The organism is Pseudoduganella danionis (assembly GCF_009720775.1).
Classification (GTDB): domain Bacteria; phylum Pseudomonadota; class Gammaproteobacteria; order Burkholderiales; family Burkholderiaceae_D; genus Rugamonas; species Rugamonas danionis.
In genome coordinates this window covers 326357-341401 of the sequence record NZ_WNKW01000006.1, presented here as the reverse complement: position 1 = coordinate 341401, position 15045 = coordinate 326357, and the positions used below count along the sequence as shown (strand labels likewise).

14 protein-coding genes are annotated in these 15045 nt (G+C 60.0%); 9 read left to right on the top strand and 5 right to left on the bottom strand.

What is annotated here, in order from left to right:
* The first annotated feature begins 54 nt into the window (after positions 1-54).
* Complete coding sequence (locus GM655_RS19705) at positions 55-951, top strand: hypothetical protein (protein WP_155436367.1); 897 nt, start codon at positions 55-57, stop codon at positions 949-951.
* Here GM655_RS19705 and hemB read toward each other — a convergent pair.
* Both hemB and yihA read right to left on the bottom strand, forming a co-directional pair.
* Positions 948-1970 (bottom strand): porphobilinogen synthase, encoded by a 1023-nt coding sequence (gene hemB / locus GM655_RS19700; protein ID WP_155436366.1) that lies wholly within the window; start codon positions 1968-1970, stop codon positions 948-950. The two genes, GM655_RS19705 and hemB, sit on opposite strands and share 4 nt — an antisense overlap.
* 54 nt (positions 1971-2024) lie before the next feature.
* The gene (yihA, locus tag GM655_RS19695; protein ID WP_155436365.1) at positions 2025-2747 is read right to left on the bottom strand and encodes a ribosome biogenesis GTP-binding protein YihA/YsxC; all 723 of its coding nucleotides are present in this window, start codon (positions 2745-2747) and stop codon (positions 2025-2027) included.
* A gap of 140 nt (positions 2748-2887) precedes the next feature.
* Here yihA and GM655_RS19690 point away from each other — a divergent pair, with 140 nt between their 5' ends.
* From GM655_RS19690 to msrQ, 5 genes are all read left to right on the top strand, one after another.
* Entirely contained in the window at positions 2888-3565 is a 678-nt protein-coding gene (locus tag GM655_RS19690) for a c-type cytochrome (protein ID WP_155436364.1), read from the top strand.
* Positions 3566-3690: 125 nt separating this feature from the next.
* Positions 3691-5784 carry a cytochrome c biogenesis protein ResB gene (locus GM655_RS19685; RefSeq protein WP_155436363.1) on the top strand — a complete coding sequence of 698 codons (2094 nt, stop codon included), beginning with the start codon at positions 3691-3693 and terminating at the stop codon, positions 5782-5784.
* A 40-nt stretch (positions 5785-5824) separates the two neighbouring features.
* Complete coding sequence (gene ccsB, locus GM655_RS19680; protein ID WP_155436362.1) at positions 5825-6979, top strand: c-type cytochrome biogenesis protein CcsB; 1155 nt, start codon at positions 5825-5827, stop codon at positions 6977-6979.
* A gap of 128 nt (positions 6980-7107) precedes the next feature.
* The gene (gene msrP, locus GM655_RS19675; protein ID WP_155436361.1) at positions 7108-8085 is read left to right on the top strand and encodes a protein-methionine-sulfoxide reductase catalytic subunit MsrP; all 978 of its coding nucleotides are present in this window, start codon (positions 7108-7110) and stop codon (positions 8083-8085) included.
* Positions 8086-8088: 3 nt separating this feature from the next.
* Entirely contained in the window at positions 8089-8715 is a 627-nt protein-coding gene (msrQ, locus tag GM655_RS19670; RefSeq protein ID WP_155436360.1) for a protein-methionine-sulfoxide reductase heme-binding subunit MsrQ, read from the top strand.
* 77 nt (positions 8716-8792) lie between these two features.
* Here msrQ and lysA read toward each other — a convergent pair whose 3' ends face one another.
* Complete coding sequence (gene lysA / locus GM655_RS19665) at positions 8793-10082, bottom strand: diaminopimelate decarboxylase (protein WP_155436359.1); 1290 nt, start codon at positions 10080-10082, stop codon at positions 8793-8795.
* A gap of 5 nt (positions 10083-10087) precedes the next feature.
* The gene (lptM, locus tag GM655_RS23075; RefSeq protein ID WP_371866898.1) at positions 10088-10261 is read right to left on the bottom strand and encodes an LPS translocon maturation chaperone LptM; all 174 of its coding nucleotides are present in this window, start codon (positions 10259-10261) and stop codon (positions 10088-10090) included.
* A gap of 51 nt (positions 10262-10312) precedes the next feature.
* Here lptM and cyaY point away from each other — a divergent pair, with 51 nt between their 5' ends.
* Entirely contained in the window at positions 10313-10654 is a 342-nt protein-coding gene (gene cyaY, locus GM655_RS19660; RefSeq protein ID WP_155436358.1) for an iron donor protein CyaY, read from the top strand.
* Here cyaY and GM655_RS19655 read toward each other — a convergent pair.
* On the bottom strand, positions 10646-12994 hold the full coding sequence (locus GM655_RS19655) for a penicillin-binding protein 1A (protein WP_155436357.1): 2349 nt from the start codon (positions 12992-12994) through the stop codon (positions 10646-10648). The two genes, cyaY and GM655_RS19655, sit on opposite strands and share 9 nt — an antisense overlap.
* 330 nt (positions 12995-13324) lie before the next feature.
* On the opposite strand from GM655_RS19655, the gene GM655_RS19650 reads away from it, so the two are divergent.
* Both GM655_RS19650 and GM655_RS19645 read left to right on the top strand, forming a co-directional pair.
* On the top strand, positions 13325-14401 hold the full coding sequence (locus tag GM655_RS19650) for a pilus assembly protein PilM (RefSeq protein WP_155436356.1): 1077 nt from the start codon (positions 13325-13327) through the stop codon (positions 14399-14401).
* Positions 14401-15042, top strand: coding sequence for a PilN domain-containing protein (locus GM655_RS19645; protein ID WP_155436355.1), 642 nt, complete (start codon positions 14401-14403; stop codon positions 15040-15042). The genes GM655_RS19650 and GM655_RS19645 overlap by 1 nt, the downstream gene beginning before the upstream one ends.
* Positions 15043-15045 lie beyond the last annotated feature (3 nt).

Sequence of the window (15045 nt, the reverse complement as noted above, 5' to 3'; positions counted from 1 at the left end):
GACTCTGGCACTATGGCCGCACTTTTGTCGTCGCCCCCTTCAAGGTTTGTTATTTTGCATCACGATCCTCACATCCACACTGCGCGTTCCGAGTATTGCGAAGCATGCGGACAGCGCCTGCCGGCTTCGGTCGGCTACGGTACGTGGGAGAGCGAAAACAAGCCCAACCGCATCGGTATCGGCATTTCGATAGCCCTGCACTTGCTTGGTGTGCTGTACTACTTCCTTGCACCTGCGCCCGAGCGCAAGCATGCGGCGCCGCCCAAGGGCGGGGTGATGGTCTACATCGAGCCGCAGAAGGACAAGAGCCCGAACAAGCCGCAGCCCAAGAAGATCGAAGTGGCCAAGGCGGCCAAACCGCCGCCGCCACCGAAGCAGATTACCCAGCGCGATACGCCGGCCACCACGCGGCCCAAGCTGGAAACCTATGTGCCGCCCGTGCAGGCCACCATGACGCCGCCGCCGGAACAGGATATGTCGGAGATGATCGCCAAGCGCCGTGCCGCGCGCGAAGCCAACAACCCGCAACCGGCACCACCGGCACCGGCGGAATCGGAAAACGAACGCGCGCTGCGTATCGCCAAAGCCAACATCGCCGGCGCACAAGGCCGCTCGGCCGGTGGCGACCGCGATGACACGGGCGGTATCTTCTCGGTCGATAAGAGCTACCACAGCGCGGAAGTGAAGTTCCGCGGCTGGAATACCAACTTCAAGCGCAACTGGCTGCAGCAGATCCACGTCGAGCAGGGCGCCGAGCAGGATATCGAGACGGCCGTGGTCAAGGAAATGATCAAGGTGATCCGCAAAGAGAAGCAGGGCGACTTCCCGTGGGAGTCGCGGCGTCTGGGTAAAGTCGTGACGCTGAGTGCGCGCAAGGAAGACGAAAAGGAACTGATCGCCTTCCTGCTGAAAGAAATGTTCCCCGAATATACCCGGGGATCGGCCCGTTAAGCCTGTGCCTGCGCCTTGAGCAGACGGGCGATGTCACGCGCGAAGTAGGTCAGCACACCGTTGGCGCCTGCGCGCTTGAAGGCCAGCATGGATTCCATCATCACCTTGTCGTGATCGAGCCAGCCGTTCTGCGCGGCGGCCTTGATCATCGCGTATTCGCCGCTGACCTGATAGGCAAAGGTCGGCACCTTGAATTCATCTTTCACGCGGCGTACCACGTCCAGATACGGCATGCCGGGCTTGACCATCACCATGTCGGCACCTTCTGCCAGATCGAGGCCCACTTCGCGCAGCGCTTCGTCGCTGTTGGCCGGGTCCATCTGGTAGGTGTTCTTGTCGCTCTTGCCCAGATTTTTGGCCGAACCCACGGCATCGCGGAACGGGCCGTAGAAGGCCGAAGCGTATTTGGCCGAGTAAGCCATGATGCGGGTATGGATGTAGCCGTGGGCTTCCAGTGCAGCGCGCACGGCGCCGATCCGGCCATCCATCATGTCCGATGGTGCCACCACATCCACGCCGGCAGCAGCATGGCACAGCGCCTGACGTACCAGCATGTCGGTGGTGACGTCGTTGATCACATAGCCGTTTTCATCGATCAGGCCATCCTGACCGTGGCTGGTGTAAGGGTCGAGCGCGATATCGGTCAGGATGCCCAGTTCAGGGTGGGCCTGCTTCAGTGCCCGCACGGCGCGTGGTACCAGACCCTCAGGATTGGTGGCTTCCACGCCGTCCGGGGTTTTCTTGCTACCGTCGATCACCGGGAACAGCGCCAGCACGGGAATGCCCAGTGCGACGCATTCGGCTGCGACTTCCAGCAGCAGATCGACCGACACTCGTTCCACGCCCGGCATCGAAGCGACCGGCTCGCGCTGCTGCGTGCCTTCGAGAATAAACACGGGGTAGATCAGGTCCGAGGCCGTCACATTGTTCTCGCGCATCAGTGCGCGCGAGAATGGATCACGCCGCATACGGCGCATACGGACATTGGGAAACTGGGCAGAAACGTGAGGATGAGTCATTGCGTTACTTCCTTGATGGATTAAGGGGCAAACTTAATAAGGGGAAACTACAACTTAGTCGGCTGGTGGCGCGTCGTCTGCGGCGCCAGCGGGCGCTGCATCGGCGTCAGTGTCGTCACTGAGGCCGGCCAGTTCGAGGATCTTGTCATTGGCTTCGTCGATGCCGACCCGTTTGAGGGCCGAGAATAGCTGCACGGTGAACGGGAAACCTACACCATCTTCATCCACATAGCTTTCCAGTTTGGCCTTGGCCTGACGCAGCACATTGACCATTTCGTTACGGTTGAGTTTATCAACCTTGGTCAAAATACAATGGATAGGCTTGCCCGTCGGGGCGAACCATTCGAGCATCTGTACATCAAGTTCCGTGAACGGGCGACGCGAATCCATGATCAGGATCAAGGCGGCCAATTGTTCGCGGCGCTGCACATAGTCACCGAGCAGTCGTTGCCAGTGTAATTTTGCCGAGCCGGAAACCTCGGCATAACCGTAGCCAGGCAGGTCGACCAGCAGGGCCTCGATCTCGTCCACGATGGTGGGGTCTTTACGGTGCTGCGCCACATGGGCGCCACCGATGGAGAAGTAGTTAATATGCTGGGTGCGGCCCGGTGTCTTGGATGCGAAGGCCAGACCTTTCTGGTTGCACAGGATGTTAATGGCGGTCGATTTACCGGCGTTGGAGCGACCCGCAAAGGCGATTTCCGGCACTTTGGTGTCGGGTAATTCGCGCAATTGGTTGACGGTCGTGAAGAAGCGGGCTTGCCAGAGTTTGGACATGGGAATGGGGGAAATGCAACAAAAGGGAGCAAATATGCTGGAAAGCTATTGTACAATGAGTAGTTACGAAGCGGCGCTAACCCAGCCTGTGGCCTTGGTGTTAGTCTAGCTTGCGACCAAACTTTTTTGAGGGTGCCTGAATGAATCGTGCGTTTTCACCGTTTGTAAAATCCCTGCTGGTGGCCGTACTGGCTGTGAGCGCAACTGCCCACGCTGAGGACAAAAAACCAGCGCACGCAGAACCTGCGGCACTGAAGGGCGATGCCGCCAAAGGTAGCACCCTGTTCGGTAGCGGCGACGCTGGCCGCGGTCTGCCAGCCTGCGTATCGTGCCACGGTGAAGGCGGCAACTCGACCATCACGGTCAATCCTAAACTGGCAGGCCAGAGCGCCGGCTACCTGAACAAGCAGTTGGTGAACTTCACCACCCCTGAGCGTAACCAGCCGGTGATGACCACCTACGCCAAAATGCTGACCGATCAGGAAAAGCTGGACATCGCCACCTATCTGGCAGCCCAGGCTTCCAAGCCTAACGCCGCCAAGAACAAGGACACGGTAGAAATCGGCAAGAAGATCTATCGCGGCGGTATCGCCGAGAAGAACGTGCCAGCCTGCGCCAGCTGCCACGGCGCCACCGGTGCCGGCATCCCTGTGCAATACCCACGGCTGGCTGGCCAGCATCAGGACTACACGGTAGCCCAGCTGGGTCTGTTCAAGGCTGATGGCCGTAAAAACAGCCCGCAGATGACCACCATCGCCAAGCGCATGACGGAAGACGAAATGAAAGCCGTGGCTGACTACGTCGCCGGCTTGAAGTAATCACCACCTCGGCCCCGCTCTCGGGCGGGACCGCATGGCCATAAAAAAAGGGCGGCAGCGTAAGCGGGCTGCCCTTTTTGTTGTTATGCTGCCGTCAGCACATTTTTCGAGAAACCTTTCCTAGCATGAGCAGCAGCCCCAGCACTTCCGGTATTGCCGTAAAAACCCGTCGTCCCCTGATCGGCGAATTGATCGAGCTCATTTCTTCGATGCGCTTTGCGATCGCTTTGCTGGCCATGATCGCCATTGCCGCCGTGGTCGGCACGGTGATGAAGCAGAACGAGGCGACCAATAACTACATCAACCAGTTCGGTCCGTTCTGGTTCGAAGTGTTCCGCAAGCTGGGCCTGTATGCCGTGTACTCGGCCTGGTGGTTCTTGCTGTTGATGGGCATGCTGGTGACGTCCACCACGCTGTGCATCATGCGCAATACGCCCAAGATGCTGCGCGATATGCGCAGCTGGCGCGAGAACGTGCGCGCTAGCTCGCTGCTGAACTTCCACCACAAGATGCAATGGCGTGCGCCGCTGGCACGCACGGCGCTGGCCCAGCAGAGCGCGGCGCGGCTGGCCGATGCCGGTTATGCCGTGAAAACCGTGGAGCGCGATGGCGGCACGCTGGTGGCCGCCAAACGCGGCGCTGGTAACAAGTTCGGCTACATCTTCGCCCACGCGGCCATCGTGGTGATCTGTATCGGCGGCCTGCTCGATTCGGACATGCCGATCCGGGCGCAGGAATGGTTCGCCGGCAAAGTGCCGTTCAATGGCTCGGGCCTGATTGCCAATGTGCCGGCGCAGAGCCGTTTGAGCACCTCCAACCCTAGTTTCCGTGGCAATACGCTGGTGCCGGAAGGCGCCACCAGCGACAGCGCGATTCTGAACCGTCCTGATGGCGTACTGATCCAGGATTTGCCGATCACTATTTCGCTGAAAAAATTCACCGTCGATTTCTACACCACGGGCATGCCCAAGCTGTTCGCCTCCGAAGTGGAAGTGCGCGACAACGTGAGTGGCGAAAAGGTCAATGCTGTGATCGAAGTTAACAAGCCGCTGATCTTCAAAGGGCTGGCCATCTACCAGTCCAGCTTCGACGACGGTGGTAGTAAGCTGAAACTGACAGGCTTCCCCATGGCTGGTGGCAGCAGCACCACGTTTGCCCTGAATGGCGAAGTGGGCACCTCGACACCACTCGGTGATGCCTACACGGTGGAATGGACGGGCTTCCGCGCGTTCAACGTGGAAAACATGGGTAATACGCAAGACCCGCGCGCCGTGACCAAGGGTGAAAGTCTGGAGCAGACGCTGAGCGCCACACTCGACAAGCACACGGGCTCGGCTGCGCGCAATGCCAACAACAAGGACATGAAGAACGTCGGCCCCAGCTTTACCTACAAGCTGCGCGACAAGAACGGTCAGGCACGCGAGTACCAGAACTATATGCAGCCCATCCAGATTGATGGCGCCACCATGTATCTGGCCGGCATGCGTAACAGCCCGTCCGATCCGTTCACCTATCTGCGCATACCGGCCGATGATGAACACGGCCTGAAGGACTGGATGCGTCTGCGCGCTGCGCTGAATACCCCGGCCCTGCGCACGGAGGCGGCCCAGCGCTATGCGCGCCGTGCGGCGCCCCAATCGGCCAACGCCCAGCAGATCCAGCTGCAGCTACAGGCTTCGGCCGACAAGAGCCTGTCCATCTTCGCCGGTGACGGCAAAGTGGGCGGCTTTGTGGCCATCTCGCGCTTCCTCGAGAAGATCCCGGCGGCCGAGCAGGAAAAAGCCGCCGATGTGTTCATGAAAATCCTCAACGGCACGCTGTGGGAACTGTGGCAGGTGGCGCGCGCCCAGGATGGTCTGGCACCCGCCACACCGGATCAGAACCATGCGCGCTTCCTGCAACTGGCCACCAATGCCCTGTCGGACGGCTATTTCTACGGCGCGCCTATCTATCTGCAACTTGATGACTTTACTCAGGTGCAAGCCTCGGTCTTCCAGATAACCCGCTCGCCCGGCAAAAATGTCGTCTATCTGGGCTGTTTGTTCCTCGTGATCGGTGTATTCTCCATGTTCTACATCCGCGAGCGCCGCCTGTGGATCTGGATTACCGACCATGCCGATGGCGCCGAAGCCCTGATGGCCATGAGTACCCAGCGCAAAACGCTGGACTTCGAACGCGAATTTGAGAACCTGAAAGAAAAACTGCCGCAATCGGCGTGAGCTTTTTAGCCACGTTGACCGGCAGGGACGGAGAAAGAAGATGGAACTGACCCAATCGAGCCAGACCTACACGCAAGCGCCCGGCTATTTCAAACGCCTGACGCTGCTGGACTGGGTATTCGGCCTGGCACTGGTGGCCGCCTCGCTGTTCGGCCTGAGCCGCTACGGCCGGTATATGGACGTCTACGAGCAGGGCATCCTGCTGGCGGCGGCGCCCACGTTTGCGGCGCTGGGCTGGCACTGGAAACCGGCGCGCTGGCTGATGCCGCTGGTGGCGCTGCTGTCGCTGGGTGCGATTGCCATGTATGGCGGCGTACTCGATAACGGCACCAAGAAATTCTGGTTGCGCATGATGCTGTCCAGCCAGTCGGCGATTCTGTGGATGAGCATGATGTTCATCCTGTCCACGCTGTTCTACTGGGTGGGCATGCTGGGCCGTTCGACCGTCGCTTTCAGCATCGGTAACAAGCTGTGCTGGGCTGCCGTCATACTGGGCCTGACGGGCATGATGGTGCGCTGGTACGAGTCCTACCTGATCGGCACGGACGTGGGCCACATCCCCGTCTCCAATCTGTACGAAGTGTTCGTGCTGTTCGCCCTGATCACGGCCATGTTCTACCTGTACTTCGAACAGCGCTACGCCACCAGCCAGATGGGCGCCTTCGTCACGCTCGTGATCACGGCAGCCATTGCCTTCCTGTTCTGGTACACCAACACCCGCGATGCGGCCGAAATCCAGCCGCTGCTGCCGGCCCTGCAAAGCTGGTGGATGAAAATCCACGTACCGGCCAACTTCATCGGCTATGGCAACTTCTCGCTGGCGGCCATGGTGGCTGCCGCCTATCTGCTGAAAACCTCGGGTTATCTGGTCGACCGTCTGCCTTCGGCCGAAGTGCTGGATGACGTGATGTACAAAGCCATTTCGGCCGGTTTCGCCTTCTTCACCATCGCCACCATTCTCGGTGCGCTGTGGGCGGCGGAAGCCTGGGGTGGCTACTGGTCGTGGGACCCGAAAGAAACCTGGGCGCTGATCGTGTGGCTCAACTATGCAGCCTGGCTGCACATGCGCTTGATGACGGGCCTGCGTGGCCGTCCGGCTGCCTGGTGGGCGCTGGTGGGCCTGCTGGTGACGACCTTTGCTTTCCTTGGCGTCAACATGTTCCTGTCCGGTCTGCACTCCTACGGCAAGCTTTAATTTAGGCCTAAACAACGGCTGGCGAAGAATGGTGTAAGGTTGCGTTTTGCCGCGCGACTAAGGTTGGAGACTGACAGTGAGCGCAGTCTTAGTTCTTAGTAAATACCTTGACCACCACAGGAGCCAGCATGTTGATCAAACGTAGTCCGAACGGCATCGAACTGCCGTTTTCCTCGGAAATCACCCCGCGCGCCGTCTACGAAGGTCGGCGTGACTTCATCCGCCAGTTGGCCGTCGGCGCCATCGGCAGCGCCGCGCTGATGGAAATGGCCCAGCGCGAAGCGTTTGCGCAGGGCGTGCGTCCCAAACTGGCGGGCAAGCTCAATCCCGCGTATTCGGCGCTGGACAAGCCCACGCCCTACAAGGACGCGACGAGCTACAACAATTTCTACGAATTCGGCACCGACAAGAGCGAGCCGGCCATGTATGCGGGCACGCTGAAAACCCATCCGTGGACGGTCAGCATCGAGGGCGAAGTGAAAAAGCCCCTGACGTTCGATCTGGACAGCCTGCTGAAACTGGCGCCGCTGGAAGAGCGCGTGTATCGCCTGCGCTGCGTGGAAGGTTGGTCCATGGTGATCCCGTGGGTAGGTTATTCGTTCTCCGAACTCATGAAAAAGGTCGAACCGACCAGCAACGCCAAATACGTGGAATTCATTTCGCTGGCCGACAAAAAGCAGATGCCCGGCGTAGGCAGCCGCGTGCTGGACTGGCCTTACACGGAAGGTTTGCGCATCGACGAAGCGGCGCATCCGCTGGCGCTGCTGACCTTGGGCATGTATGGCGAAGTGCTGCCCAACCAGAACGGTGCGCCCGTGCGCATGGTACTGCCGTGGAAGTACGGCTTCAAATCGGCCAAGTCCATCGTCAAGATCCGCTTCGTGCGCGAACAGCCGCGTACCTCGTGGAATCTGTCGGCGCCCAATGAATACGGCTTCTATTCGAATGTGAATCCCGAAGTGGATCACCCGCGCTGGTCGCAGGCCTCCGAGCGCCGCATCGGTGAAGACGGCTTCCTCGCGCGCAAACGCAAGACCCTGATGTTCAACGGCTATGCCGACGTGGCGCCGCTGTATGCAGGCATGGACCTGAAGAAGTTCTACTAAGCCATGGCCGTGCAACTGACTGCGCGCCAGCTAGGCTGGCTCAAGGGCGTACTGTTTGTGCTGGCGCTGCTTCCGCTTGCGCGCATGGTTTATCTGACGGTGACGGGGCAACTGGTGGAACCGCTGGAGTTCATCACGCGCGGCACGGGCGACTGGACGCTGTACCTGCTCACCGTAACGCTCGCGATTACGCCTGCGCGGCGCCTGACGGGCTGGAACTGGCTGGTCAAACTGCGCCGCATGGCGGGGCTGTATGTGTTCTTCTACGGCCTGCTGCACTTCCTCACCTTCCTGTGGTTCGATCACTTCTTCGACGTGCAGGAAATGTGGAAAGATGTGCTCAAGCGGCCGTTTATCACAGTGGGCTTTATCGCCTTCGTGCTGCTGATACCGCTGGCCGTGACGAGCACCAACGGCATGATGCGCCGGCTGGGCGGCAAGGCCTGGCAGCGGCTGCACCAGCTGATATACGTGATCGCGCCGCTGGCCGTGCTGCACTTCTGGTGGATGAAGGCGGGCAAGCACCTGCTGGGCCAGCCCATCCTATTCGCCTGCATCGTCGCAGGCCTGCTGCTATTCCGCCTGAATGGCAAGTACCAACTATTTGGGGTCAGGTCGGGCAAAGTGTAAGTGTCAGGTCGGGCATTGGTGCGTTTCTTGAGAATTCTCAAAGATCGACACCTTGCCCGACCTGACCCCGCAGTGGGTTAGGCGAGGCGCGATTCCAGCGCGTACAGGTCGGCCGGATTTTCGCGCTTGCGCACTTCGTGGCTGCTGCTGCCGTCAACGATGACTTCGGCCGCACGGCCACGCGTGTTGTAGTTGGAGGACATGGTCATGCCGTAGGCGCCGGCGCAGTGCATCACCAGCAGATCGCCGGCCTGCACGGCCAGTGCACGGTCACGTGCCAGCCAGTCGCCCGATTCGCAGATCGGGCCCACCACGTCGTAGGTCTGGGCCTCGCTCTGGCCTTGCACCACGGGCTGCATATCCATCCACGCCTGATACAGGGTAGGGCGCGACATATCGTTCATGGCTGCATCGACGATGCAGAAGTTCTTTTCTTCGCCGTGCTTGAGGTATTCCACGCGGGTCAGCAGCACGCCCGTGTCGCCCACGATGGAGCGGCCCGGTTCGAAAATGACCTTGATCGGTACACCGGCGTGACGCTCGGCGCGCCATGCGTCGATACGGGCAAACAGACGGCCCAGATAGTCGCCCACGGGCACAGGGTCGGCTTCGCCCGCTTCACCGTACTGGATGCCGATGCCGCCACCGATGTCGAGGTGGTGCAGAACGATGCCTTCGCTGCCGAGCTGGTCGATCAGCTCGATCAGGCGGTCCAGCGCTTCCAGCAGCGGCGCGTCGTCCAGCAACTGCGAGCCGATGTGGCAGTCGATGCCGGTCACTTCCAGATGCGGCAGCTTGGCAGCCGTACGATAGGTTGCCAGCGCATCGTCGAAGGCTACGCCGAACTTGTTGGCCTTCAGGCCGGTGGCGATGTAAGGGTGGGTCTTGGCATCCACGTTAGGGTTGACGCGCAGCGAGATGCGCGCCGTCTTGCCCATCGCGCCCGCTACTTCGTTCAGGCGGTGCAGTTCGGGGATGGATTCCACGTTGAAGCACAGGATGTCGTGGGTCAGCGCCAGTTGCATTTCAGCCACGCTCTTGCCCACGCCCGAGAAAATCACTTTGCGCGGGTCGCCGCCGGCCGCCAGCACGCGCAGCAGTTCGCCGCCCGAAACGATGTCGAAACCGGCACCCTGACGGGCCAGCAGGTCGAGGATGGCCAGATTCGAGTTGGCCTTCATGGCATAGCACACCAGCGCATCGCGGCCGGCGCAGGCGTCGGCGTAGGAAGCGAAATTGGCCAGCAGGGCTGCCTTGGAATACACGTAGGTCGGAGTGCCGAACTGCTCGGCCACGGCGGCCAGCGACACGCCTTCAGCGTGCAGCACGCCATTAACATAGGAAAAATGCGACGAATTTTGCGACATAAGCTTTACTGTTGAGGGGCGGTAGGGGGAGTCGGTGCCGCTGCCGCATCACCGCTCTTGGCTGGTTTGGCGGGCGGAATCTTGGGCAGATACAGCGGGCCGGGTTGGCCGCACGCGCTCAGCAAGACGGTCAGGCACAGGGTAGCTATGCCAATAACAAAACGGAAACTGGACTTCACGATAGAATCACGCTTGAAGGTTAGATTAATTGCTTAAACATGGAGTGTAGCATGGGCGAATCAGAATTCCTGGCGCAGGCCGACGCCACCTTGAGCCGGATTGCACTGGCCCTCGATGAATTGAACGACGAAGGCATGATCGATGTCGAGTGCAGCCGCAGTGGCAATGTGCTGGAAATCGAGTTTATCGACAATGGTTCCAAGATCATCGTCAACAGTCAGGCCGCCATGCAGGAAATGTGGGTGGCTTCCCGTTCGGGCGGCTACCACTACCGCATGCGCGATGGCAAATGGCACAACACGCGTGACGACAGCGAACTCTTCAGCGCGCTGTCCGAAATGGTCAGCGCGCAGGGTGGTGCGCCAGTGTGCCTGGAAGGCTGCTCAGAATAATTCGTTCTTCACCGCGTCCCTGGCCTTTTCATCGGCCGGGGTCACGCGGCTGCCGCCATCGATATTCGGCACACCCGTACCGGGCGGGTTCTCCGCATAGTAGTACTCGTCGCCGATCAACATCACGCCTTCGGGCACCGCACGTTCCTCGATAGGGATATTCTTCAGCGCCTTCTGCATATAGCTGATCCAGATCGGCAGGGCCAGACCGCCACCCGTTTCGCGGTTACCCAGATTCTTGGGCTGGTCGTAACCTATCCACGCCACCCCCACCAGATGCGGCTGATAGCCGGCAAACCACGCATCGATGGAATCATTGGTGGTGCCCGTCTTGCCCGACAGGTCAGGGCGTTTCAGCACCAGCGCCTTGGTGGCCGTACCGAAGCGCACCACGTCTTTGAGCATGCTGTCCATCAGGAAGGCGTTGCGTTCGTCGATCACGCGGTTGGCTTCATCGCCGGCCTTGTCAGGACGGGCTTGCGACAGCACCTTGCCGTTGGCATCCGTCACGCGCGAAATCAGGTAAGGGTTGACCTTGTAACCGCCGTTGGCAAACACCGCGTAGGCACCGGCCATCTGCAGCGGCGTCACGTTGCCTGCACCCAGAGCCAGCGTCAGATAGGGCGGGTTCTTGTCGGCGTCGAAGCCGAAGCGCGTGCTGTACTCCTGCCCGTATTTCGCGCCTATGCGGTGCAGGATGCGAATCGAGATCATGTTCTTGGACTTGGTTAAGCCCTTACGCATGGTCATCGGCCCTTCATACTTGCCGTCGTAGTTCTTCGGCTCCCATGCCTGCCCGCCCGTCTGGCCGGCATCAAAGGAAATCGGCGCATCGTTGATGATGGTAGCGGGCGACAGGCCGCGCTCCAGCGAAGCGGAGTAGATGAACGGTTTGAACGAAGAACCGGGCTGGCGCCATGCCTGCGTGACGTGATTGAATTTGCTGCGGTTGTAATCGAAGCCGCCCACCATGGCCTTGATGGCGCCATCGTGAGTATCGGCCGCAACGAAGGCCGATTCGATTTCTGGCATCTGGGTGACGAACCAGTCCTTCCCTTCCTGCATCACACGGATGACGGCGCCACGGCGGATGCGCTTGTTCGGCGCGGCCTTGTCGGACAGCCACGAACGGCCCATTTCCAGCCCCGGCCCCGTGATCTTGATTTCTTCGCCAGTGGCAGTGACGGCCGTGATCTGCTGCGGCGTGGCCGCCAGCACCATGGCGGCGATGATGTCGTCGCTATCAGGATGGTCGGCCAGTTCCGTTTCGATGGCGTCGTCCGCCTCTTCCTTGTTCTGCGGGATGTCGATATAGGCTTCCGGCCCGCGGTAGGCGTGGCGCTTCTCGTAGTCCATCACGCCTTTGCGCAGCGCCAGATAGGCGGCATCCTGATCGGCCTTGGTAATGGTGGTGAACACGTTCAGGCCGCGCGTATAAGTGTCTTCCTTGAACTGTTCGTACACTAGCTGGCGTGCCATCTCGGCCACGTATTCGGCATGCACGCCGAATTCGCTGCTATCGGTCTTGACCTTGAGCTGCTCGGCCTTGGCCGCTTCGAACTGTTTGTCGGTGATGTAGCCCAGATCGTGCATGCGCTGCAGGATGTATTGCTGGCGCGTGCGCGCGCGTTTCGGGTTGACTACGGGGTTGTAGGCCGATGGCGCTTTCGGCAGGCCGGCCAGCATGGCCGCTTCCGCCACCGTCAGTTCCTTGAGCGATTTGCCGAAATAGATCTGGGCGGCCGAGGAGAAGCCGTAGGCGCGCTGGCCCAGATAGATCTGGTTCATATACACCTCGAGAATCTGGTCCTTGCTCAGATTCTTCTCGATCTTCCATGCGAGCAGCATCTCGTACAGTTTGCGCTTGAGCGTCTGTTCGCTGGACAGGAAGAAGTTACGCGCCACCTGCTGGGTAATAGTCGAAGCCCCCTGTTTGGCGCCGCCTGTGGCATTGTGCACGGCCGCACGCAGGATGCCCGTGTAATCCACGCCGCCGTGTTCATAGAAACGGTCATCTTCAATGGCCAGCACGGCCTTCTTCATCACGTCGGGAATCTCGCGGATGTGCACGAGGTTGCGTCGCTCTTCGCCGAACTCGCCGATCAGCACATTATCGGCCGAGAATATCCGCAGCGGCATCTTGGGCCGGTAGTCGGTCAGCGTATCGAGCTCGGGCAGATTGGGGTAGGCCATGGCCAGCCCGAATACCACCAGCAAAATCCCGCCCAGACCCAGTCCGGCCACGGCAAAAGCGGCCTGCATCAGGAAACGTGTTGCAGGTTTACCCTGTTTTACCGAATTTGTTGCGTCCGGAGGCGAAGAATTTGAAGATGTACTCATGCAATGCATTCTCTTGGTGGCGTGTGCGGGCCATTATAAGCGAGCGCCAATGCTGGCGGCACTTCGCGCCTGATAGTCGAAAATATTTCCAGTGAGCAATAAAACAACTGAATTGTTTTTGCTTCTACAGAGACGCACAAAAATGTGGCATAAGGGGTACAAATATGCAATTGTGCGCAGAAGAAATACCTTTACACTTAAATTGACAGGAATTAATGTACGGTCTTACCTTCCCCATCTAAATACTGGTTTTCAAACGAGTTCCTTTATGCAAACACAACAAATGTTGGGTCGGCGGCTGCCTCGTGCGAATGACGGGGAGGTGACCTCATGATCGATTTTAAGAGCCTGCTGGGCCAGGGCAACCCGCCTTTGGCCGGGGTGGATATCAGCACTTCCAGCATCCGCATGGTCGAGCTGGGACAGGCCGGCAAGGACGGCTACCGGCTTGAGCGCTACGCCAGCGAAGCGCTGCCACGTGGCGCTGTGGTCGATGGCAATATCGAGAATCTGGAACAAGTGGTCGATGCGCTGCGCCGGCTGTGGAAGAAGAGCGGCACGCGCGCCCGTCTGGTGGCGCTGGGCATGCCTTCGGCTGCCGTGATCACCAAAAAGATCGTACTGCCTGCGGGGCTGGAAGAAGACCAGTTGGAAGTGCAGGTGGAATCCGAAGCGAGCCAGTACATTCCGTTTGCGCTCGATGAAGTGAGTCTGGATTTCGATGTGATCGGCCCTGCAGCCAGCGGTCCGGAAGACATCGAAGTCATGCTGGCGGCAGCGCGGCGCGAGAAAGTCGAAGACCGGGTGGCCATCGCCGAAGCTTCGGGCCTCAAACCTACCGTGATGGATATCGAATCGTATGCCGCGCGTGCTGCGCTGGACCGCATCACGGCCCAGCTACCCGATGGCGGCGCGGGCCAGATCGTGGCGCTGTTCCAGATCGGCGCGCAGGTTACGCAGATTTCCGTGCTGCTCGACGGCGTGACCGTGTACGAGCGCGAACAGCCTTTCGGCGGCCAGTTGCTGACGCAGGAGATCGTGCGCAACTACGGCCTGTCCTTCGATGAAGCCGAGGCACGCAAGCGCTCGGGCGATCTGCCGGATGGCTATCACGTCGACGTGCTGATGCCCTTCCTCGAAAGCGCCGCCATGGAAGTGACGCGCGCCATCCAGTTCTTCTACACTTCGACGCCGTACACGCGCATTGACCAGCTATATCTGGCCGGTGGCTGTGCCGTGTTGCCCGGCCTGCTAGAACTGGTCAGCAGCCGTACCCGGATCGCCTGCAATGTGATCTCGCCCTTCCAGGGCATGCAGCTCGGCTCCGCCGTGCGCGAATCGCAGCTGCGCAGCGAGGCGCCAGCTTATCTGGTGGCCTGCGGGCTGGCCTTGCGGAGGTTCGGCTGATGATACGCATAAACCTGCTGCCGCACCGCGAAGAAAAACGCAAACAGAAGAAGTCCGCCTTCTTCGCCCTGCTGACGCTGGGCGGCATCCTCGGCGTGGGTGTGGTGCTGCTGGTGGGCGGCTATAACGCACGCAGCATCTCGATCCAGAATGCGCGCAATCAGGTCATCAAGGAAGCCATATCGGGCCTCGATAAGCAGATCGCGGAGATCGCCACGCTCAAGCAGGAAATCGAAGCGCTGAAGGCGCGCCAGCAGGCCGTAGAAGACCTGCAGGGCGACCGTAACCAGCCCGTGTATCTGCTCGATGAACTGGTGCGTCAGACGCCAGCCGGCGTGTATCTGAAGAGTTTCAAGCAGGAAGGCCAGAAAGTGGCCGTGACGGGCTATGCGCAATCGCAGGAGCGGGTATCGGAACTGCTGCGCAATCTGGCCGGGGTATCGCCATGGCTGGAACGGCCCGATCTGATCGAAGTGAAATCGACCGGACTGGGACAGGGCAAGACCACACGCAAGGTGGTGGAATTCAATCTGCTGGTGTATATCAAGCGGCCGCGCGATCAGGATGCGCCGGCCGGCGGCAAGGCCAAAGCCGGCAATTCCGCCACTAATGCCAATAACGCCAAGGCAGGGGAGCGCTGAACG

Bases quoted from the DNA above. Each gene is read 5' to 3' on its own strand.
- hemB (WP_155436366.1), bottom strand. From the start codon at position 1,970: ATGACTCATCCTCACGTTTCTGCCCAGTTTCCCAATGTCCGTATGCGC.
- yihA (WP_155436365.1), bottom strand. From the start codon at position 2,747: ATGTCCAAACTCTGGCAAGCCCGCTTCTTCACGACCGTCAACCAATTG.
- GM655_RS19690 (WP_155436364.1), top strand. From the start codon at position 2,888: ATGAATCGTGCGTTTTCACCGTTTGTAAAATCCCTGCTGGTGGCCGTA.
- GM655_RS19685 (WP_155436363.1), top strand. From the start codon at position 3,691: ATGAGCAGCAGCCCCAGCACTTCCGGTATTGCCGTAAAAACCCGTCGT.
- ccsB (WP_155436362.1), top strand. From the start codon at position 5,825: ATGGAACTGACCCAATCGAGCCAGACCTACACGCAAGCGCCCGGCTAT.
- msrP (WP_155436361.1), top strand. From the start codon at position 7,108: ATGTTGATCAAACGTAGTCCGAACGGCATCGAACTGCCGTTTTCCTCG.
- msrQ (WP_155436360.1), top strand. From the start codon at position 8,089: ATGGCCGTGCAACTGACTGCGCGCCAGCTAGGCTGGCTCAAGGGCGTA.
- lysA (WP_155436359.1), bottom strand. From the start codon at position 10,082: ATGTCGCAAAATTCGTCGCATTTTTCCTATGTTAATGGCGTGCTGCAC.
- cyaY (WP_155436358.1), top strand. From the start codon at position 10,313: ATGGGCGAATCAGAATTCCTGGCGCAGGCCGACGCCACCTTGAGCCGG.
- GM655_RS19655 (WP_155436357.1), bottom strand. From the start codon at position 12,994: ATGAGTACATCTTCAAATTCTTCGCCTCCGGACGCAACAAATTCGGTA.
- GM655_RS19650 (WP_155436356.1), top strand. From the start codon at position 13,325: ATGATCGATTTTAAGAGCCTGCTGGGCCAGGGCAACCCGCCTTTGGCC.
- GM655_RS19645 (WP_155436355.1), top strand. From the start codon at position 14,401: ATGATACGCATAAACCTGCTGCCGCACCGCGAAGAAAAACGCAAACAG.